Origin of the sequence: Orrella dioscoreae, from assembly GCF_900089455.2 — a bacterium.
In the GTDB taxonomy this organism is placed as follows: Bacteria; Pseudomonadota; Gammaproteobacteria; order Burkholderiales; family Burkholderiaceae_B; genus Orrella; species Orrella dioscoreae.
This window is the reverse complement of sequence record NZ_LT907988.1, coordinates 3,559,118-3,579,399: the sequence shown is the minus strand read 5'-3', so window position 1 is coordinate 3,579,399 and position 20,282 is coordinate 3,559,118. Positions and strand designations below refer to the sequence as shown.

The window sequence follows — 20,282 nt, the reverse complement described above, 5'->3', positions numbered from 1 at the left end:
ACGCGGCCGGAAAACAGGACGGCCCGCCGTCTTGCGAGGGCGGGCCGCTGCGTGGCGTGATGCGCGTATCAGCCGCCTTGCTTCTGGGCCGTCGTGCGCAGGTCGGTCAGCGTGGCTGTCGGCGTGATGACCTCCGGGTCCAGCAGGCAATGCAGGATGGCCGGCTTGCCGCTGGCCACGGCGCGTTCGAAGGCGGCGGCGAACTGCTCGGTATCCTCCACGCGTTCGCCGTGGCCGCCGAAGCTGCGCGCATAGGCGGCGAAGTCGGGGTTGCGCAGCGCGGTGGCCGACACGCGGGCCGGGTAGTGCTTTTCCTGGTGCATGCGGATCGTGCCGTACATGCCGTTGTCCACGACGATGACGATGATCGGCAGGTCGTATTGCACGGCGGTGGCGAATTCCTGGCCGTGCATCAGGAAGCAGCCGTCGCCTGCGAAGCACACGACCATGCGCGAGGGATCGACGCGCTTGGCACCCACCGCCGCCGGCAGCCCGTAGCCCATCGAGCCCGAGGTCGGCGCGAGTTGCGTGCCGTAGGCGCGGTTGCGGTGGAAGCGGTGCAGCCACGTGGCGTAGTTGCCCGCGCCGTTGGTCAGCACCGCGTCATCGGGCAGGCGTGATTCCAGCCACGCCATGATCTCGCCCATCTGCAGCGCGCCCTGCGTGCGGATGCGGCTGGCATCGCTCCAGGCGATGTAGCTGTCGTGCAGGTTGCGGATGGCATCCTTGCGCGCCGAGTCGTGGCTGGCGGGCACGTCGGCCAGCGCCGCCGCGAAGGCCGTGGGTGAGGCGTTGATGGCCAGCGTGGGGCGATAGACGCGGCCCAGCTCGTTGACGTCGGGATGCACGTGCACCAGCGCCTGGCGCGGCACCGGCAGGTCCAGCAGCGTGTAGCTCTGGCTGGGAATCTCGGACATGCGCCCGCCCACCAGCAGCAGCAGGTCGGCGTCGCGCACGCGCGCCAGCAGCGCCGGGTTGGCGCCCAGGCCCACGTCGCCGATATAGCAGGGGTGGTCTGCCGGGCACAGCATCTGGCGGCGGAACGAGGCCGCCACCGGCAGGCCGGCGCGTTCGGCGAAAGCAGCGAACTGGTCCACGGCTTGCGCGCTCCAGCGCGTGCCGCCCAGGATGGCCAGCGGCGCGCGCGCGGCGGCCAGGCGCTCGGCCAGGTCGGCCAGTTGCGCCGCGCCGGGCGCGGTGTCGATGATGTCGTAGCCCGGGGTATCGGCCACCGTGGCGGTGTCGGTCAGCATGTCCTCGGGCAGCGCGATGACAACCGGGCCGGGGCGGCCGGAGCTGGCGACGTGGAAGGCGCGCGAGATCAGTTCGGGAATGCGGTCGGCGTCATCGATCTCGGTGACCCATTTGGCCTGGGTGCCGAAGACTGCGCGGTAGTCCATTTCCTGGAAGGCTTCGCGCTCGCGCATGCCGCGTTCGATCTGGCCCACGAACAGGATCAGGGGCGTGGAGTCCTGGCTGGCGATGTGCACGCCCGCCAGCGCGTTGGCGGCGCCCGGGCCGCGCGTGACCATGCAGATGCCGGGCCGGCCCGACAGCTTGCCGTGCGCGTCGGCCATCATGGCCGCGCCGCCTTCCTGGCGGCACACGGTGACGTCGATGTCGACGTCCACCAGCGCATCCAGCACGGCCAGGTAGCTTTCGCCAGGAACGCAGAACACGTGGCGCACGCCGTGCGCCACCAGTTGATCGACAAGGATCTGGCCGCCGGAGCGGGCGATGGGGGAGGTGTTAGCGGAGGATGTCGGCATAGTGCCCGTAAAAGTAACGGCCGACTATGCGACGCGGCAATTGGGTATGTCCCTGCTTGCTTCTGGCACGCCAAAGAGGGATGGCATTTGCCGCATTGATGGCTGTCATTTAAGTGTCGTTGTTTTTCATAATGTTTCTTGTTACTTTGCTTGGTTCCAATTAATGGAATGCCTGCCTGTCGCATGGCCGGATATTTCCTTTTTAGGCAGTGTGAACCATGACCCTCCTGCGCCGTGCCATCGCCAGCCTTGTCCTGCTGACCCAGGTCGTGCCTTCCCTCGCCTGGGCGCAGACGTTGCCCATCACCGTCGACCGCAACGTCGCCGGACAACGGCCCGTGGTGGGCGTGGGCCCCAACGGCGTGCCGGTCGTGAACATCGCGCCGCCCAGCGCGGGCGGGGTGTCGAACAACCGCTACACGCAGTTCAACGTGGGCCCGTCGGGCGTGGTGCTGAACAACAGCGGCGCGGGCAGCCAGTCGCAGCTGGCGGGCGGCATTGCCGGCAACCCCATGCTGGGCAACCAGCGCGCCACCACCATCCTGAACCAGGTCACGGCCAACAACCCCTCGCAATTGCGCGGCATGCTGGAAGTGGCGGGCCATCGGGCCAACGTCATCGTGGCCAACCCGGCGGGCATCACCTGCGACGGCTGCGGCTTCCTCAACACCCATCGCGGCACGCTGACCACGGGCCGACCGATCCTGAACGCCGATGGCTCGGTGCAGGGCTTCGATATCGGCCAGGGCAGCATCAGCGTGGACGGCCTGGGCCTGTATGGCGCGGGCCTGTCGCAGGTGGACCTGCTGGCGCGCGCGCTGGCGATCAACGCGTCCATCTGGGCCGAGCGCGTGGATGCCGTGGCGGGCGCCAACATCGTCGACTACAACACCGGCGCCGTGCAGGCGCAGGCCGCGCAAGGCGCCGCGCCCGGCGTCGCCATCGACTTGGCGGCCCTGGGCGGCATGTACGCCAACAGCATCCGGCTGGTGGGCACCGAAGCCGGCGTGGGCGTGAACGTGGGCGGCAACCTGGCCGCACTGACGGGCGCGCTGGAAGTCAGCGCCAACGGCGACGTGCGCTTTGCGCCCACCGCTGCGCTGCAGGCGGGCACCACGGCCAGCGTGAATGCCGCGCGAGACCTGGCAGCCGAAGGCCGCCTGACCGCAGGCGGCACGCTGGCCTTGCAAGCCGGCCGCGACGCCAGCGTGCGGGGTGCGCTGCAAGCAGGCCAGGACCTGACGTTGACCGCGGGCGGGGCGTTGGCGGTGGCGCAGGCGGGAGGCCTGTGGGCATCGCGCGACCTGGCTTTGCAGTCGGGGCAGAGGCTGACGTTGGCGGGCCAGGCGCAGGGCGACCGCCACGTGACGCTGGTGGCCGGCGCGCCGCTGCAGCTCACCGGGGCAACCGTCGCGCTGGGCGGCGACCTGTCCATCACCGCGCAAGGCGGTCTTGTCACGGCGGCGGGCACGCGCACGCAGGCGGCAGGCAACCTGCTGGCCCGCGCCCAGGGGGGCGACGCGGTCTTCGGCGGCACGCTGTCCGCGGGCAACAGCCTGACGCTGTCGGGCACGGGCGGATTGACCGTGCAAGGCGCGGTCAGCGCGGCCAACGACGTGTCGCTGACTGCGCGTGACGGCGTCTTGAACCTCGCCTCGACCGCGGAGCTTGAGGCGGGCCGGGACCTGTCCGCCACGGCGGGCGCCGGCCTGAGCAGTGCGGGGCAGGCGTTGGCCGGGCGCCATGCGGCACTGCAGGCCGGCAGCGGCATGCAATTGGCGGGCCGCACGGTGGCGCTGGGCGGTGACCTGACCGCCAACGCGCAAGGCGACATCAGCACCACGCAGGCGTCCCGTACCCAGGCTGCAGGCACGCTGCGTGCCACGGCGGGCGGCACCTTGTCGGCCGACGGCATCCTGTCCGCCGATGGCAGCGTGGCGCTGCGCGCGCAACGCGACCTCATGCTGGCGGGCACCACCGCCGCATTGAGCGGTGACCTCTTCCTGCAGGGGGACCGGGGCTTGACGCTGGCCAACACCGCCAGGGCACAGGCTGGAGGCAAGGTGACGGCCGATGCCGGCACCACGTTGAAGAACGAGGGCATCCTGTCGGCAGGCAGCACTGCCACGCTGAATGCAGGCAGCAGCCTGGACAACACCGGCACTGTCCTTGCCACCGGCAACGTGGACGCCAAGGCCGTCAACGGCCAACTGACGAACACGGGCCGCATCCTGGCTGGCGTGGGCGTGGCGGGCGAACTGGACGGCGAGGGCAGCCTGACCTTGGGTGCCTCACAGTTGCGCCACAGCGGCCTGGCCGCTGCAGGGAAGGATGTCACGCTGACGGGCGGGACGCTGAACCTGTCCTCGGGCACCGTATCTGCCGGCCAACGCCTGGCATTGACCGCCACGGGTGACATCGATGCGGGCAACGCCGTGTTGCACGGCAATGCCGCCGAGATCGCCGCGCGTGACCTGGCCTTGGGTGGCGGCAAGCTTACCGCCGCGACCACGCTGGACGCCACGCTGCAAGGCAAGCTCGACACCCGACTAGGCACGATCGCGGCGGGCGAGTCCGCCACCTTGTCAGCGAACACCCTGGACAACCAGGGCGGCGTCATCGCCGCCAAGAACCTTTCGGTGACGGCCCTGGGCACGGTCACCAACCTGGGCGGCCTGCTGCAGGCCGACGCCGCGCTGGATCTGAGCGCCGCTGCGCTGGACAACCGCAACACGCGTGTGAGCGGCGCCACGCAGCCGCTGGGCGTGCTGGCCGGTGCGCTGACGGTGCGGGCCGACCGTGTCGACAACGCCAGCGGCCAACTGGCCGCAGATGCCTCGCTGGATCTGCGCACCGCCGCGCTGGACAACGCCGCAGGGCTCGTGTCCTCGCAGGCGCAGGCCGAACTGCGCGCTGGCCAACTGGGCAACGCCCAGGGCACGCTGGCCGCCGGGGAACGCCTGGCCGTGGTGTCCGACGCCTTGACGGGCGCCGGCCGGCTGCAATCACAGGGTGACCTGGCATTGACGCTGACTGGTGGCTACACGCATGTAGGTAGCCTGGTTGCCAACCGCGACCTGACGCTGAGCGTGGGGGCGGGGCTGGACAACACCGGCATCATTTCGGCGGGCCGTGACCTGACCGTCGGGAGTCAGAGCCTGACCAACCGCGCAGGCGCCGAGATTGTCGCCCATGGCACCACCACGCTGAATGTCTCGCAGCAGTTGCACAACGCGGGCTTGATCGACGGCGGGCTCACGCGCATCACCGCGGGCAGCGTTACCAACGTGGGCCGCATCTATGGCGACGCCATCGCCATCCAGGCGGGCAGCCTGGTGAACGACGTGGCGGGCGGCGTGGCGGGTGTGATCGCCTCGCGCGGCGACATGGATCTTGGTGTGGGCACGCTGGTCAACCGCGAGCACGCGCTGATCTATGCGGATCAGGATTTGCGGATTGGCGGTTCGCTGGACGGCAATGGACGTGCCACGGGGCAGGCGCAGTCCGTGACCAATGCGTCGGCCACGATCGAGGCGGGACGGCATGCCAGCATCGGGGCGGTGTCGCTGCGCAATGAGAATCTGCGGTTTGAGAGCGAGGTTCGGGAGATCCTGCAGCAGCCGAAGATCTATTACCGATTGAACGGCAGCGACCAGATGCACGACGGTGCGTTGGCGTGGATCTGCGATGAGCTGAGCGCGACGTGCAGCAAGGACTTCGATTGGCTGGCAGGCAACGTCACGCGGCGCTTGTTGATGCCTTCCGACAAGTATCCGCAGGAGCGTTTCGGTCCGCCCTACGATTACTTTCCCCACCGAGGCCGCCAGCGTGCGGGCATTACGGCACCGATCCCGGCGTCGTTCACGCCGGAGAGCAATGATTGCAACGATAACGGCTGCACGTTCAGGCCCCTGCAGTTCCACTTCGACACGTCGCCCAGGATCTGGGAGGTCTTCGAGGTCGTGCAGCCAGCTGTTGCCTTGCCGGTAGAGCCGGTCGAGTGCGAGCCCTGGGCCTGCACGGCCCAGCAGAAGGCGGACCAGGCTGCCTACGACCAAGCGTTGGCGGCAAAGATGGCTTCCTATGAAGCCCTGCAAGCCAAGATCAGCGAATTCAACGTCGATGTCTATTACCGACAGATTCGCGACTTCACGTATTACGTGGTGACGGAGACCATCAGCGAAAGCAAGACGTTGGCCTCCGACCCTGGCCGCATCCTGTCGGGCGGCAACATGGCGCTGTCCGGCACCGTCGTCAATGACAAGAGCCAGATCGTGGCGGGCGGCGCGTTGTCGGTAACCGGTCCGGCCATCACCAATGTCGGCGCCACCGGTGAGCGGCTGGCAACGTTGTCCGGCCAGATGATCTACACCAATGAGGAAGATCACCGACGCAAGTACCGCTACTCGGACTACAGCGGGATCCTGGAATCCCAACCTATTGACCTGGCGGTGGCCAGCGCCAGCGGCGGCGCCGTGGTGCCTGCCACGGGCAATGCCGGGCCTGGCGCATCGGGCGTTGCCGTGCCCTCTGCGCCACCACCCATCGTTTCCATTTCCTTGCCGGGCTCCGGGCTGGTGCGCACCGTTACGCCGCCCGCCACTTTGCCTCGCAGCAGCCTTTACCAGACGCTGACGGCCCCGGATGCCCCTTATCTGGTCGCGACGGACAGCCGATTCCTCGGGGGGCGGGAGGTGCTGTCCAGCGATTTCCTGCTGCAGCAGTTGCGCACGCAAGGCGCCGCCGCCAACGCGCCTGCCCCCGGCGCAGGCCAGCCGCAGGCGCCCGATCCCTTCGATGGCGCGGCTACGCTCAAGCGGTTGGGCGACGGCTTCTATGAACAGCGACTGGTGGCCGACCAGATCATGGCGGGCACGGGCCAGCGCTATGTGGGCGATTACTCCGACAACGAGGCGCAATACAAGGCCTTGCTGACGGCGGGCGCCGAGTTCGCCGGCCAGTACGGCCTGACGCTGGGCACGGCGCTGACCGACGAGCAGATGCGCCACCTGACCACCGACCTGGTCTGGATGGTGGCACAGACCGTGACGCTGCCTGACGGCACCACCCAAACCGTCCTGGTCCCTCAGGTGTACCTGGTGGTGCGTGAGGGTGATCTGAAAGGAGATGGCACCCTCATCGCCGGAAGGGATGTGACCTTGGACGTGGAGGGCGACATCGTCAATAGCGGCATGATTGGTGCACGCGATGCCACGGTCATGACGGCGGAGAACATTCGCAACGAAGCAGGCAGTCTGATCCAAGGCGGGCGCGTGGACCTGAATGCGCGCCAGGATATCGACAACGTGGCTGCGCTCATCAAGGGCGATGCCGTGGCGTTGCAAGCTGGCCGCGACGTGAACCTTGTCAGCACTACCGACACGTTCGCCAATAGCATTACCCAGGGGACGTACGTCAGCGGTGTGTCGCGCATCGATGCGGGTACGCTGGATATTGTCGCTGGCCGTGACATCACCGCCACCGCGGCAGCCATGACTGCCAGTGACGATGCTCGTCTGCAAGCTGGCCGCGACATCAACCTGCAGACAATCGAGACGGCGCATAACGAAGCTGTCACGTGGAGCCGTCGAAACAATACGCATGTTTCGCGCACTACCGAAATTGGCTCGGTCATTACAGCGGGCGGTGACCTTACCCTGATCGCCGGACAGGATGTCAATGCCCGGGCGGCGCAGGCGACCACCGACGGTCAGTTGGCCGTCGGTGCGGGCCGCGACATCAACCTGCTTGCAGGTGAGGCAAGCGGATACGCGCGCGACGAACACTACTTCAAGTCTCGCAGTGGCTTCTCATCCAAAAGTGTTCACACTATCGATGAGGCCAGGCAGACCTTGGCTATCGGCTCCACCTTCACCGGCGACTCGGTCGTCATGATGGCTGGCCGCGATGTCACCGTGCAGGGCTCCAACATCGGCGGCATGGGCGACGTCGTTGTCTCGGCCGAACGCGACGTTAACATCGTCGCGGCAGAGAACGTCTCCGAGGAATACAACTACAAACGCGTGAAGAAGTCCGGCTTCGGCGCCTTGGGCGGCATCAGCTACGGGTCGCGCCAGACCACGGACTCGCTGGACGGCGAGAAAGTCTTCCACACCGGCAGCACGGTTGGCAGCGTGACGGGCGACCTGCTCATCAACGCCGGCGAATCGATGCTGGTCGCCGGCAGCAACGTCCTGGCGCGTCAGGGCGATGTGTCGCTGGTGGGCCGCGACATCCGTATCGAGGCCGTCACCGACACCGCGCAAGAGCGCGAGTTCCACGAGGTCAAGCAAAGCGGCCTTACCGTCAGCGCAAGCAATCCGGTGGTCAGCGCGGCGCAGACTGGCGCCAAGATGGCCGATGCCGCGTCGCGCAGCGGCGATCCGGTCATGCAGGCCTTGGCCCTGGGCACGACCGCCCTTGCCGCCGTCAATGCGGCGGATGCGGTCATGCAGAACGGCGGCGTGGGCGGCGTGTCGGTCAACATCAGTCTGGGGTCCAGCAAAAGCCAGACCACCATCGACCGTTCGTCTTCCAGCGTGCTGGGCTCGACCGTGGCGGCAGGCAATGACCTGACCATCGTGGCGCGTGGGGGCGGTGCGGATTCCGACATCACCGTGACAGGCTCGAACCTGTCCGCCGGCAATAACGCGGTGCTCAAGGCCGAGGGCGACATCCTGCTGCAAGCGGCGCAGAACCTGGCGTCGCAGCAGACAAAGAACAAGAGCAGCAGCGCCAGCGTGGGCGTGGGCATCACGCTGGGCGTAAAGGGCGGGGGCGTGTCGGTCAACGCAGGCGTCTCCAGCGGCCGCGGCAATTCGGATGGACGCGACAGCACCTGGACGCAAACGAACGTCACGGCGGGCAACGTGCTGGCGCTGCAATCGGGCGGAGACACCGCGTTGCGGGGTGCAGTGGGCCAGGCCGACCAGATTCTTGCGTCGGTAGGCGGCAACCTGCTGCTGGAGAGTCTGCAGGACACCAGCACGTACCAATCGAAGCAGAAGAACGCTGGCTTCAGCGGCAGCGTCTGCGTGACCTGCGCGGTGCCGGGCTCCATTGCAGGCAACATCGGTCGCGGCAAGATGAACAGCGACTACGCCTCGGTCACGCAGCAGACGGGATTGAAGGCGGGTGACGGTGGTTTCCTGATCGACGTGGGGGGCAACACCACGCTGATCGGCAGCGTGATCTCCAGCAGCCAGCAGGCGGTGGCCGACGGCTTGAACCACCTGAGCACGGGCACGCTGACGGTCGAGGACATCAAGAACCGTGCGACATACTCGGCCAGCCAGGTGAGCGTGGGTGGCGGGTACACATTTGGTGGTGATGGCGGGGAAAGCGCAGGCCAGGGCGGCGTCGGTCAAGACAAGCACGGGAACGTCGCTGCGGGCGGCAATGCCAAGCCTGCCAGCAGTGTTCCGTCGGACAAGTCCGGTTTGTCTATGGGCCTGCCGGTGGCGCTGTCAGCCAGCGGCAACGCCAGCTCGACCACGCGCAGCGGCATCAGCGAAGGCGTGATCGAGATCCGAGATGAAGCGGGCCAGCAGGCACTGACGGGCAAGAGCGCGGCCGAGACGATCGCGTCCTTGAACCGGGACACGACGGATACCCTGGGGGCGCTGAAGCCGATCTTTGACAAGGAGAAGATCGAGGCCGGCTTCGAGATCGGGACGGCGTTTGCGGGGGAGATGGGTCAGTTCCTGACGAATCGGGCGAGGGAGGTGGATGCGCTTGAGAAGCGTGCTGGCGATATGTCGCTGACAGAGGCTGAGCGAGATCAGGCCAAAGCCGATGCGATCTTGTTGGATAGGCAGTGGGGCGCTAGCGGTTCCTATCGGCGGATTCTGAGCGCCGTCGCCGCAGGAGCGGGCGGTAACGTCACGGGCGGAGCAGGCCAGTTCGTCCAATCGGCTGCGGTGAACTATCTGCAAGGGCTCGCTGCGAGCGAGGTTAAATCTATCGCTGACGCCCTGGGCACAGGGTCAGAAGCAGAGGCGGCTCGTGCGGCGCTTCACGCAGTAGTGGGATGTGTGGGAGCAGCGGCAAGTGCCGGTGCTTGCGGCGCAGGCGCGCTTGGCGCAAGCGCCAGCTCCGTGCTGGGCGCGCTGCTAGGCAGCAGCGCGACGGCAGGCTCGGAAGAGAAGGAGTCTCGCGTTAACCTGATTTCCAGCATCGTTGCTGCAATCAGCCTGGGGACGGGGGTTGAAGCGGTTGCCGCCGTGGTGGCTGCGCGCACCGAGGCCGAGAACAACTACCTGAAGCCTGGAGAGATTCAGACGCTGATGGATGATCTAAGGCTGTGCAGGACGGCAGGAGATCCAGCAGCGTGTCAGCAGGAGACGAAGGAGAAGTACGAGGACATCAGCGTCTCACGAGGTGGCTCGAAGCTGTTCGGTTGTAAGGCAGAGGGGGAAGCAGCTTGTGAGCAGCAATTGCGGGATGCAGATGGCGGGGCTGATGCCTTGGCTGAGCTTCAGCGGTCGGGGTGGAAGCCGGAGGAATTGGCGATCCTGGACGGGCTGGCCGATCTGAGCTCTGATGACAGCTTTATCGCCCGGAAGATTTGGCACAGTGCTTTTCTATCGGAGTCTGGTGTCATTGGTGGGGTGCTCGTTAGCGGGGCGGCATCTGCGGCGGCCGCTCAATCTGAGGTGAGCGCTGCGAAGGCAAATGCGCTTGCTACGGCGGGGAAAACTGCCTCGGGGGCAGAGCAAACGATTTTTCGAACCGCGCATTACAGTAGTCGTCTCCAGAAAGAGGGCGTCAATGTAGCTAAAGCAGAGGCCATTGTTGCGAAAGAAATTCAGCAGATGAGGGCGGCCATGACTGAGAATGCCAATGTCTCTGGAAGACTTTTTATAGACGGGGTGCAGGTGGAATATCGTGCCAGGCTATTGCCTGGAGGGGCTGTAAATGTTGGAACTATTTTTCCGGTTAAGTGAAATGAGAGAACTGAGTTATCAGGAGAGGAACTTGATTCAGGGGTTTGCTTCGCGCCTCCCTGGCAGCGAAAAGGATATTTTGCTGCAAGACCTCAGCTGCGCAAAAATAGAATCCACACATTCTAATGAAGAATGTTTGGTGTTTTTCTTAGAGGGATACAACCGTACTGGCTCACATGGGCAGCACCTTTATTCGGTGGAAGCAAAAGCGTCCGACTGTGATGGTGAAGAGATATCGATACTGCTTTACGCGGACGAGTTCGGCCGTTTGTTAGAGTTGGAATTTATTAGATGGGCAGATGGGCCAATATTGGGAATTGATTGGGATACGGTTGAGTTCTATTAGTCTGAAATTTCGATTTTAAGCAATCGAATCATGCCTAGATGTAATATCGCAGCAGAGTTGACAAATCCCTTGTTAGCTAAATTTCGGCCCCATGGCGATGGCAGCATCAATCTCACCGAAGTGGAAGGTGATTATTAGTCGCCCACGGATCTAACTCTGGTCATGGAGGGAGGGGATAGCTAAAATTTTTGGAAAAAATTAAAAATGGATTTTGTGAAAAAAATAAAATTTATGCCTGATTATCACTGCCATCCTCTATGGCATGATGATTCTGCGGAGTTCGGAGATATTGACCCGGACGTGTTACCTCTAAGCGATGCGCTTAAGATAAGAATTAAAAAATGGGCTGCTGCCTATGATGCCTCCTTAAATGTCGATGATCCGGCTCTGTCTGGGTTTAAAACCACGGAGGAAGAGAGGAAATTTGCAGAAGAGGGTGAGTTGATAAGCGAAGAATTAAAAAAAGAACTTGGTGGGGAATATTTAATTTCTTTGTTTGTTCCTGTGTGACTTGTGCGTTGGTGGGTTTTGGATTTTATCAAAATTTTTTGATCGTTAATTAACGGTGATCCTATTTGTCATGTCTGTTCACTAGCTATGAGCTAATTTGGCCACCTCTATCCGTAACAATAATGTGGAGTAGGCCTGACTGGCAGTAGGCGGCAAAGAACCTGGCGTCGCAGCAGACGAAGAACAAGAGCAGCAGCGCGAGCGTGGGCGTGGGCATCACGCTGGGCGTGGAAGGCGGCGGCGTGTCGGTCAACGCAGGCGTCTCCAGCGGCCGCGGCAACTCGGATGGCCGCGACAGCACCTGGACGCAAACCAACGTCACGGCAGGCAACGTGCTGGCGCTGCAATCGGGCGGCGACACCTCGTTGCGGGGTGCAGTGGGCCAGGCCGACCAGATTCTTGCGTCGGTAGGCGGCAACCTGTTGCTGGAGAGTCTGCAGGACACCAGCACGTACCAATCGAAGCAGAAGAACGCTGGCTTCAGCGGCAGCGTCTGCGTGACCTGCGCGGTGCCGGGCTCCATTGCAGGCAACGTCGGTCGCGGCAAGATGAACAGCGACTACGCCTCGGTCACGCAGCAGACGGGGCTGAAGGCAGGTGACGGCGGTTTCCTGATCGACGTGGGGGGCAACACCACGCTGATCGGCAGCGTGATCTCCAGCAGCCAACAGGCAGTGGCCGATGGTTTGAATCACCTGAGCACGGGCACGCTGACGGTCGAGGACATCAAGAACCGTGCGACGTACTCGGCCAGCCAGGTGAGCGTGGGTGGCGGGTACTCGTTTGGTGGCGGTGGCGGGGAAAGCGCCGGTCAGGGCGGCGTCGGTCAAGACAAGCACGGGAATGTCGCTGCGGGCGGCAATGCCAAGCCTGCTAGCAGTGTTCCGTCGGACAAGTCCGGTTTGTCGATGGGCTTGCCTGTAGCGCTGTCAGCCAGCGGCAGCGCCAGCTCGACCACGCGCAGCGGCATCAGCGAAGGCGTGATCGAGATCCGCGACGAAGCTGCCCAGCAGGCGCTGACGGGCAAGAGTGCAGCCGAGACGATCGCGTCCTTGAACCGGGACACGACGGACACCCTGGGGCGCTGAAGCCGATCTTTGACGAGGAGAAGATCGAGGCGGGGTTTGAGATCGGGACGGCGTTTGCGGGGAGATGGGGCAATTTCTGACGAATCCGGCCAAGGAGGTTGATGCGCTTGAGAAGCGCGCTGGCGACGTCATACTGTCTGATGAGTAGCGGTTGCAAGCAGGCACGCAATTCAGCAGAAGACATAGGGGAGGAGAGGGAGCCGTCAGGCACTTCGCCACCGTCTCGCTTACTCCCATATCTGCATCATTCGCTGGTTGACCTCCTGCAGGTCGAAGGCGGTAAGGTCGAAGCGCTTGCCGTGCCAAAGCAACATATCGTCGTGCTCGGGGTGGTTGGGATCGGAGATGGCTTGCAGGAAGTGCATATAGCCGGGTTCTCCGCCGACGTCCTCCGGCGGGCAAGCATTGGCCCCTTCCAGGCACCACGGTCCGCCCAGCGGTTCGTTGAACTCGGTCGCATCCAGCACTTGAATTTCGTGCTCCCAGTGGTCCCCTAAGTCGTAGACATAATCGAAGCTACTGGCGCCTTGGATGACCTTATTCAGACTTACGCGCTTTTCGCTTTGCAGGCCGGCTTGCGGATAGTCCGGGTCGGGTTCACCGTAACGCACGCCGTTGATGACGAACTCGTGCAGGTGTCCACCTTGCCAGCCCATCGCCAGCAGGATGGTCACGTGCAACTTACGCAGCGTGATCCGGCTGGGCACAACGATCGTGCGGTAGATGACGGGCTGGATTTGGCGCAGTTCGATACGTAACACCAGCGCCGCGCCCCGACAGGACGCGGCTTTCGCATGGCTCACGTTGCCTGCTTCGCAACTGTGCTCTCGGGTGATGTCGGATGCCATAGCGAGAATCCCCGTATATGGTTGGGCGGGGAGGGCGGCGAAGCGCGCGATTACCTTGCGCAAGCAGGTTTCCCTTCAGCGGAAGACGACCGTGCGGTGGCCGTTCAGCAGGATGCGGTGCTCGACATGGCTGCGCACGGCGCGCGACAGCACCAGCGATTCCACGTCGCTGCCCACCTGGGCCAGGTCCGCCGCGCTCAGCGTGTGGTCCACGCGCTCGATGTCCTGTTCGATGATGGGGCCTTCGTCCAGGTCCGGCGTGACGTAATGGGCCGTGGCGCCGATGATCTTCACGCCGCGGGTGTGGGCCTGGTGATACGGGCGCGCGCCCTTGAAGCTGGGCAGGAAGCTGTGATGGATGTTGATGGCGCGGCCCGACAGCGCGCGGCACAGGTCGGGCGACAGGATCTGCATGTAGCGGGCCAGCACCACCAGGTCGATGCGCTCGCGCTCGGCCAGCGCCAGGATCTGTTGCTCCTGCTGCGCCTTGGTGTCGGGTGTGACCGGCAGGTGATGGAAAGGAATGCCGTAGGACTGCGCAAGCGGCGCGAAGTCGGGGTGGTTGGACACCACCGCGGCGATCTCCACCGGCAACTGGCCGCTGTGCGTGCGGAATACCAGGTCGTTCAGGCAGTGGCCCTGCTTGCTGACCATGATCAGCAGGCGCGCCTTGCGGCGCGCGTCGTGGATCTGCCAGTCCATGCCGTAGTCGGCGGCCAGCGTCGAAAACCGGGCGCGCAGCGTGTCGGCGTCGATGTCCTGCGGCAGGTCGAAGTGCACGCGCAGGAAGAAGCGGCCCGTCTCTTCGTCGCCGAACTGCTGCGCGTCCAGGATGTTGCCCTGGAGCTCGAACAGCAGGCCGCTCACGCGGTAGACGATGCCGGTGCGGTCCGGGCAGGAGAGGGTCAGGATGAAATCGTTGTGTTGCGACATGATGGGAACGTGGTCAGGAAAGCAGGGCGGCCGCGGCGGCCCGGGCGATCGCCAGGCTGGCGGTCAGTCCCGGTGATTCTATGCCGAACAGGTTCACCAGCCCGGGCACGCCATGGATGGCGGGTCCGGCGATGACGAAGTCGGCGGCGGGGGCGTCAGGGGCGGAGATCTTGGGCCGGATGCCGGTGTAGCCCGGCGCCAGGGCGCCGTCGGGCAGGCCTGGCCAATAGGCGCGCACGGCCTCGTAGAACACATCCGCGCGCGCGGGGTCCAGGCTGTAGTCCTCGTGCTCGATCCACTGGGTGTCCGGGCCGAACTTGGCCTGGCCGCCCATGTCCAGCGTCAGGTGCACGCCCAGGCCGGCGGCTTGCGGGACGGGATAGATCAGCCGCGAAAACGGCGCGCGGCCGCTCAGTGTGAAATAACTGCCTTTGCACAGATAGGCCTGGGGCAGGGTGTCCGGCGGCAGGCCTTCGATGCGCCGCGCCAGGGTGGGCGCATGCAGGCCCGCTGCGTTGACCAGCGTGGCACAGGACAGATGCATGCCGTCCTCGCCACCGAACTGCAAGTCGAAGCCGCCGTGAGGCCGCAAGCGGCCGGACAGCAGCGGCGTATGGAAGACGCATTGTGCGCCCGCGTTTTCGGCGTCGCCCTGGAAGGCGAGCATCAGCGCGTGGCTGTCCACGATGCCCGTCGACGGCGACAGCAGCGCGGCCGTGCAGTGCAAGGCCGGCTCCAGCGCGCGCGCCTCGGCGGCATCGATCTGGCGCAGGTCATCCACGCCGTTGGCGCGTGCCCGGGCGGCGATGCCTTCCAGCTGGGCATTCTGTTCGGGGCGCGTGGCGACGATGAGCTTGCCCAGGCGTGCGTGCGGGATGCCGCGTTCGGCGCAATAGGCGTACAGCAGGTGCTTGCCTTCGACGCAGAGCTTCGCCTTCAGGCTGCCGGCAGGGTAATAGATGCCGGCATGGATCACTTCGGAATTGCGCGAGCTGGTGCCGGTGCCGATGGCTTCGCTGGCTTCGGCAACCAGCACGTCGCGTCCGGCCAGCGCCAGTTCCCGCGCCACGGCCAGGCCGACGACGCCCGCGCCGATCACCACGCAGTCGATGTCGAAGGCGTGGCTCATCGGGGCACCGGGACGGCACGCATCGTCGTCATCGCGGCAGTGCGGGGGTGAGGTCGAAGCCGCCGGCGTGATAGACCAGCGGCGGCGCGTCGGTATAGCCGCAGTGCTCCACTTCGCCCACCAGTATCAGGTGGTCGCCTTCACGGTAGCGGCTGCGGTTGCGGCATTCGAACCACGCCGCGCCGGGTTCGGCCAGCATGGGCGCGCCGCCAGGGGCCTCGGCCAGCGTCAGGTCCTGGAAGCGTTCGGCGGCCGTGCCGCGCGCGAAGCGCGAGGCCAGCGAGAGCTGTCCCGCCGCCAGCACGTTCACGACGTAGCGGTCGCACTGCTCGAAGAGGGGCAGCGAGGACGAGGTCAGCGAGAGGCTCCAGAGCACCAGCGGCGGCTCGAGCGAGACCGAGTTGAAGGAACTGACGGTCAGGCCGGCCGGGGCGCCGGCCGCGTCGCGCGTCGTGACGATGGTCACGCCGGTGGCGAAGCGGCCCAGCGTGGTGCGGAAGTGGGCGGGGTCGGTGGCAGTGGGCGTTGCGGTCATGCTGGGGCGATCAGGCGGGCGCAGCGGGCGCGGATGAGGCCGGTCGTGGCGTGTGGGGGTGTCGAGGCAAGGTCAGGGCGACAGACGGACGACGCGCCAGATGCCGCCGTCGTCGCGGCGATAGACCAGGCGGTCATGCAGGCGGGAAGGGCGGCCCTGCCAGAATTCCATGCTTTCCGGCCGCAGGCGGTAACCGCCCCAATGCGGCGGCCGGGGCGGGTCTTCGCCCAGCGAGGCCGTGTATTGCGCGTTGCGGGCTTCCAGTTCGTCGCGGCTGATGGGCTGGCTCTGCTTCGAGGCCCAGGCGCCGATGCGCGAGCCCAGCGGGCGCACCTTGTAATAGGCGTCGGAGTCGGCGGCGCTGACTTTTTCCACCGGTCCTTCGATGCGCACCTGGCGTTCCAGCGCTTGCCAGAAGAACAGCAGGCTGGCCCAGGGCTGTGCCGCCAGGTCTTCGCCCTTGCGCGATTCGTAGTTGGTATAGAACACGAAGCCGTCGGGGTCGTAGCCCTTCAGCAGCACGATGCGCGCGGAGGGCCGGCCGGCGGCATCGGCCGTGGCCAGCGTCATGGCGTTCGGCTCGGGGACCTTCCCGGCCAGGGCCTGGTCGAACCACAGGCCGAACTGATCAATGGGAGAACTGGCTGCCTGATCTTCCAGCAGCACGTTCTTGTCGTAGGTCTGGCGCAGGTCGGCAATCGACATGGGGCGTTCCCGGTGGCGGGTGGGCGGGTGAAACGCCGAGTGTAACGCCTCAGCCTTCCGGCAGATCGTGACGCTGCGCCTCCAGCGCCCGGGCCACGGTCTGCAGGCGCCGGTCCTGGATGCCGGCACGGCGCAGCGCGCGTTCGGTCTCCAGCACGTAATCGGTGCAGGGGCCATAGCCGCCCGAGGCGCGGCGCACGATGGCCAGCTGTTCCTCCAGCGGCAACTCGCTGATGTAGCCCGGGCCTTCGCGATTCATGATGAACACCAGCGCGCGCACGTCGCCGTCCTCGGTCTGGCAGTTGAGCCAGCGGGGCAGGTAGGAGCCGGTGGTCATCTCGCGCACCCACAGTTGCGGAAAGACGTGGGCGATTTCCTCGTCGGCCAGCCGGTAGACCACGCCGCGGCACGAACCGCCGCGATCCAGGCCGAAGACCAGTCCCGGGCATTCCGGCGTGCCGCGGTGCTCGCGCGACCACAGGCACAGCGCACGGTGGTGGCCGTGCAGGGTGGCAAGACGCCGTTCGGCGTAGGGGAAGTCGGGACGCCAGATGAGGGAGCCGTAGCCGAAAACCCAGACTTCCTGGCCGGTCTGGATCTGGGCCAGTGCCTGGTTCATGGAGGCGAGGCGCTGGGCTTCGCTCCACAAGGGGATCTCTGGGTGAGGACGGACGATGATGGGCGCGGCTGAAGGATTCACGGGCATCTTTGCTCGGGCAAGCCCGTATTGTCCGCGCGGCAAGCTTGCTTGTCGAGAATCAAGTAACGGTCTGTATTGCGCCGGCAACGCCACCGATACGAGGGTTTTCTCAGGGGGAAATTTGCGCAAAAACAAGGCGGTATTAGCAACCCATCGGATATAATTTGAAACATAACGCGATGTTCGGCATATTCTCGAGTGAGGGGGCAATGGTCGACGAAAAGGGGTTGCGCTTCGTCCTGGACGAGGCCACACGGTCCGTCAGGGCGTGTTACGCGCCAGGAGACGAAGAAGAAAACATCGGCCCGGAATCCATTGCCGAGGCGCTGGCCGAGCACGGCTGGGACGCCGCTGTCCTGGACCAGCGCGAAATGGCGCAGTTCCTGGATGCCTGCCGGCGCGCCGAAGAGCCCATCCAGGCGGTCGTCGGCGAGGTCCGCGATGGCGCGCTGTCGCTGGAAATCACGCATGACCGCATGAACGCCTTGCTGACGATCGAGGCGCCGCGCGGCGGTCTGCCGGTCACCGCACAGCAGGTGCGCGATATGCTGGTCCAGCGCAATGTCGCCTTCGGCATCGACGATGCCCAGGTCGAGGCCGCCGTCGCCGCCCGGGCCTGCCGCGATGCCGTGGTGGCACGCGGCCTGTCGCCTGTGCAGGGAAGGGCCACGCGTTTCGAGAGCCTGCTGGACGCGTTGCGGCGCCAACCCGAGCCCGAGGCCGAGGACGCCGACGACGCCTCGGCGCTGGTGGACTACCGCACCCTGGGCGACCTGCTGCTGGTCGCGCCGGGCACGCCGCTGATGCGGCGGGTGCCCGCGGTGCAAGGCATCGAGGGCCGCGATGTGCTGGGCAATGCCATTGCGCCTGCCACCCTCATCGACATTCCCTTCCCGCCGGGCCTGTCCGGGTCCGAACCCTCTGCCGATGATCCCTGCCTGCTGGTTGCCACCGTGGCCGGCGTGCCCATGCCGCAAGCGCAGGGGGTCAACGTGAACCCGCTGGTCGAGGTCGATGCCGTGGACCTGTCCACCGGCAACATCAGCTTCGAAGGCACGCTCAAGGTCAAAGGCGACATCAAGACCGGCATGTCGGTGCATGTCGGCGGCGATGTCGTCGTGCAAGGCACGATCGAAGCCGCCACGGTCGAGGCCGGCGGCAGCGTCATCGTCACGGGCGGCATCATCGGCGCACCGGAGTCGACCGTGACCAACCCCGCCGACGGCGCGGCCAAGACCGCGCGCATCACCTGTGGCGGGTCGGTGCAGGCGCGCTTCATCGACAACGCGGTGATCAGCGCGGGCGTCAACGTCGCGGTAAAGGGCGAGATCCGCCAAAGCGACGTCGCGGCCGGGCAAAGCATCGAATCCGGCCCGCCCGGCAGCCAGCAGGGTGTCATTGCCGGCGGCCGTTGCCGCGCGCTGTTGCTGGTGCGGGCAGGCACCATCGGTTCGCCCGCGGGCGTGCCCACCGAGGTGCACGTGGGCGTCAATCCGCATGCCGCCACGCGCAAGGCCGCCATCGAGCAGGAGCGCCACGCCGTCAACGAAGAGCTGGGCAAGCTGGAGAAGCTGCTGACCTTTTTCCAGGCGAACCCCGAGAAAGGCGAAGGCGGCGTTGCCGACCGCGTGCGCAACACCATGGCCGCCATGGTGGGCAAGCTGCAGACGCTGGAGGCCGACGAAACCGCGCTGGCTGCCGAACTCAGCCTGACCTACAGCGCCGTCATCCACGCCACGCGCCGCTTCTGCGGCGGCACCGACCTGGTCGTGGGCGTCAAGCGCATGCAGATCATCGAGACCACCGGCGTGGGCGGCAAGGCCGTCCTCGAGGAAGACGAGGTCGTGCTGCGCTGACGGTCGCCGGGCCGGATCCTGCGAGGCTTTACATTGCTGTCACTTAGTGCCATCATACTGGTCACTTGGTGACAGTGGTGGAGATTGAATGGGATCGACGCAAGACGATGCGCGCCTGAAGGTGGCGCGGCTGGCGGCTGCGTTGTTTCTGGAGCGGGGCCTCGCGGGCACCAGCGGCGACGACATCGCCGAGGCCGCGGGCATTTCCAAGCGCACGGTATGGCGCTATTTCCGTACCAAGGAAAGCTGCGTCGAACCGCTCTTCGCCCAATCGTGGCAACGGTTCGTGGCCGGCCTGCGCCGTTGGCCGCGCGACATGCCGCTCGAGCCGCACCTGGCGGATTGCTTCGACGTCAGGCACCAGTCGGTGGAGGAAATCTCCGATGGCCTGCTGATCGTCCTGCTGATCGCCAAGCTGCCCGATGAACCCGGGCTGCGTTCCACCTGGCTGCTGTCCTATCAGGGGGGCGAAGCGGAAATGGCGGCCATCATCGCCGACCGCCTCGGCCTGTCGCCCACGGATTTCGACGTGCGGCTGTGCGCCGTTGCCGTCATGGGGGCGGTGCGGACCATCGACGAGACGATCAGCCAGGCCGCGATCCGGGACAGGCAGGTGTTCACGCCCGAGGACGTGGTGGCGCAGATGTCGCGCGCCATCCGCGCGGTCAGCCACCTGCCGTTCTGCGACCCCGTGGTGCCGAAGCCCTTCGGCGAAAAAGGGACCAAGTCATGATTGGTCGCAGGGATCTGCCATCGCTGACGTGGGGTGAGGTTTCTTTTTGCCGCCGGGCCGCCCCAAGGCAAAAAGCGGCCCACTTGGGGGGCAGCAAGCCGAAGGCGCGGCGTGGGGGTTGTTTTTGCCGCCGGGCCGCCCCAAGGCAAAAAGCGGCCCCCTTGGGGGGCAGCAAGCCGAAGGCG

General features: G+C 65.6%; 13 protein-coding genes. 6 read left to right on the top strand and 7 right to left on the bottom strand.

Annotated elements, in window-relative coordinates; translation table 11 throughout:
* Positions 1-68: 68 nt before the first annotated feature.
* Entirely contained in the window at positions 69-1,769 is a 1,701-nt protein-coding gene (locus tag ODI_RS16570; protein WP_067755475.1) for a thiamine pyrophosphate-binding protein, read from the bottom strand.
* Between the two features lie 218 nt (positions 1,770-1,987).
* Between ODI_RS16570 and ODI_RS16565 the strand changes: the two genes are divergently transcribed.
* The 4 genes from ODI_RS16565 (at position 1,988) to ODI_RS16555 (ending at position 12,658) form a co-directional block, all read left to right on the top strand.
* The gene (locus ODI_RS16565; protein ID WP_098020928.1) at positions 1,988-10,714 is read left to right on the top strand and encodes a hemagglutinin repeat-containing protein; all 8,727 of its coding nucleotides are present in this window, start codon (positions 1,988-1,990) and stop codon (positions 10,712-10,714) included.
* Complete coding sequence (locus ODI_RS22350) at positions 10,686-11,060, top strand: DUF6984 family protein (RefSeq protein WP_157929782.1); 375 nt, start codon at positions 10,686-10,688, stop codon at positions 11,058-11,060. The genes ODI_RS16565 and ODI_RS22350 overlap by 29 nt, the downstream gene beginning before the upstream one ends.
* 204 nt (positions 11,061-11,264) lie before the next feature.
* Positions 11,265-11,570 carry a hypothetical protein gene (locus ODI_RS16560; RefSeq protein ID WP_197707103.1) on the top strand — a complete coding sequence of 102 codons (306 nt, stop codon included), beginning with the start codon at positions 11,265-11,267 and terminating at the stop codon, positions 11,568-11,570.
* A gap of 161 nt (positions 11,571-11,731) precedes the next feature.
* On the top strand, positions 11,732-12,658 hold the full coding sequence (locus ODI_RS16555; RefSeq protein ID WP_082985412.1) for a hemagglutinin repeat-containing protein: 927 nt from the start codon (positions 11,732-11,734) through the stop codon (positions 12,656-12,658).
* A 227-nt stretch (positions 12,659-12,885) separates the two neighbouring features.
* On the opposite strand, the gene ODI_RS16550 is transcribed toward ODI_RS16555, so the two are convergent.
* From ODI_RS16550 to ODI_RS16525, 6 genes are all read right to left on the bottom strand, one after another.
* Positions 12,886-13,506 (bottom strand): plasmid pRiA4b ORF-3 family protein, encoded by a 621-nt coding sequence (locus ODI_RS16550; RefSeq protein ID WP_067756825.1) that lies wholly within the window; start codon positions 13,504-13,506, stop codon positions 12,886-12,888.
* Between the two features lie 75 nt (positions 13,507-13,581).
* Positions 13,582-14,439, bottom strand: coding sequence for a formyltetrahydrofolate deformylase (gene purU, locus ODI_RS16545; RefSeq protein ID WP_067756822.1), 858 nt, complete (start codon positions 14,437-14,439; stop codon positions 13,582-13,584).
* Between the two features lie 13 nt (positions 14,440-14,452).
* Positions 14,453-15,568: an NAD(P)/FAD-dependent oxidoreductase gene (locus tag ODI_RS16540; protein ID WP_067756819.1), complete on the bottom strand. Its 1,116-nt coding sequence runs from the start codon at positions 15,566-15,568 to the stop codon at positions 14,453-14,455.
* A gap of 28 nt (positions 15,569-15,596) precedes the next feature.
* Entirely contained in the window at positions 15,597-16,103 is a 507-nt protein-coding gene (locus ODI_RS16535; RefSeq protein WP_067756816.1) for a flavin reductase family protein, read from the bottom strand.
* A gap of 72 nt (positions 16,104-16,175) precedes the next feature.
* Entirely contained in the window at positions 16,176-16,808 is a 633-nt protein-coding gene (gene pdxH, locus ODI_RS16530; protein ID WP_067756813.1) for a pyridoxamine 5'-phosphate oxidase, read from the bottom strand.
* 49 nt (positions 16,809-16,857) lie between these two features.
* Complete coding sequence (locus tag ODI_RS16525) at positions 16,858-17,514, bottom strand: gamma-glutamylcyclotransferase (RefSeq protein WP_074046827.1); 657 nt, start codon at positions 17,512-17,514, stop codon at positions 16,858-16,860.
* 203 nt (positions 17,515-17,717) lie between these two features.
* Here ODI_RS16525 and ODI_RS16520 point away from each other — a divergent pair, with 203 nt between their 5' ends.
* Together ODI_RS16520 and ODI_RS16515 are read left to right on the top strand one after the other, a co-directional pair.
* Positions 17,718-19,364, top strand: coding sequence for a DUF342 domain-containing protein (locus tag ODI_RS16520; protein WP_067756810.1), 1,647 nt, complete (start codon positions 17,718-17,720; stop codon positions 19,362-19,364).
* A gap of 88 nt (positions 19,365-19,452) precedes the next feature.
* The gene (locus ODI_RS16515) at positions 19,453-20,097 is read left to right on the top strand and encodes a TetR/AcrR family transcriptional regulator (RefSeq protein WP_067756808.1); all 645 of its coding nucleotides are present in this window, start codon (positions 19,453-19,455) and stop codon (positions 20,095-20,097) included.
* Positions 20,098-20,282: the final 185 nt, after the last annotated feature.

What these genes read in the sequence shown, in the direction of transcription:
- ODI_RS16570 (WP_067755475.1), bottom strand. Translation starts at nt 1,769, where the DNA reads ATGCCGACATCCTCCGCTAACACCTCCCCCATCGCCCGCTCCGGCGGC.
- ODI_RS16565 (WP_098020928.1), top strand. Translation starts at nt 1,988, where the DNA reads ATGACCCTCCTGCGCCGTGCCATCGCCAGCCTTGTCCTGCTGACCCAG.
- ODI_RS22350 (WP_157929782.1), top strand. Translation starts at nt 10,686, where the DNA reads ATGTTGGAACTATTTTTCCGGTTAAGTGAAATGAGAGAACTGAGTTAT.
- ODI_RS16560 (WP_197707103.1), top strand. Translation starts at nt 11,265, where the DNA reads ATGGATTTTGTGAAAAAAATAAAATTTATGCCTGATTATCACTGCCAT.
- ODI_RS16550 (WP_067756825.1), bottom strand. Translation starts at nt 13,506, where the DNA reads ATGGCATCCGACATCACCCGAGAGCACAGTTGCGAAGCAGGCAACGTG.
- purU (WP_067756822.1), bottom strand. Translation starts at nt 14,439, where the DNA reads ATGTCGCAACACAACGATTTCATCCTGACCCTCTCCTGCCCGGACCGC.
- ODI_RS16540 (WP_067756819.1), bottom strand. Translation starts at nt 15,568, where the DNA reads ATGAGCCACGCCTTCGACATCGACTGCGTGGTGATCGGCGCGGGCGTC.
- ODI_RS16535 (WP_067756816.1), bottom strand. Translation starts at nt 16,103, where the DNA reads ATGACCGCAACGCCCACTGCCACCGACCCCGCCCACTTCCGCACCACG.
- pdxH (WP_067756813.1), bottom strand. Translation starts at nt 16,808, where the DNA reads ATGTCGATTGCCGACCTGCGCCAGACCTACGACAAGAACGTGCTGCTG.
- ODI_RS16525 (WP_074046827.1), bottom strand. Translation starts at nt 17,514, where the DNA reads ATGCCCGTGAATCCTTCAGCCGCGCCCATCATCGTCCGTCCTCACCCA.
- ODI_RS16520 (WP_067756810.1), top strand. Translation starts at nt 17,718, where the DNA reads ATGGTCGACGAAAAGGGGTTGCGCTTCGTCCTGGACGAGGCCACACGG.
- ODI_RS16515 (WP_067756808.1), top strand. Translation starts at nt 19,453, where the DNA reads ATGGGATCGACGCAAGACGATGCGCGCCTGAAGGTGGCGCGGCTGGCG.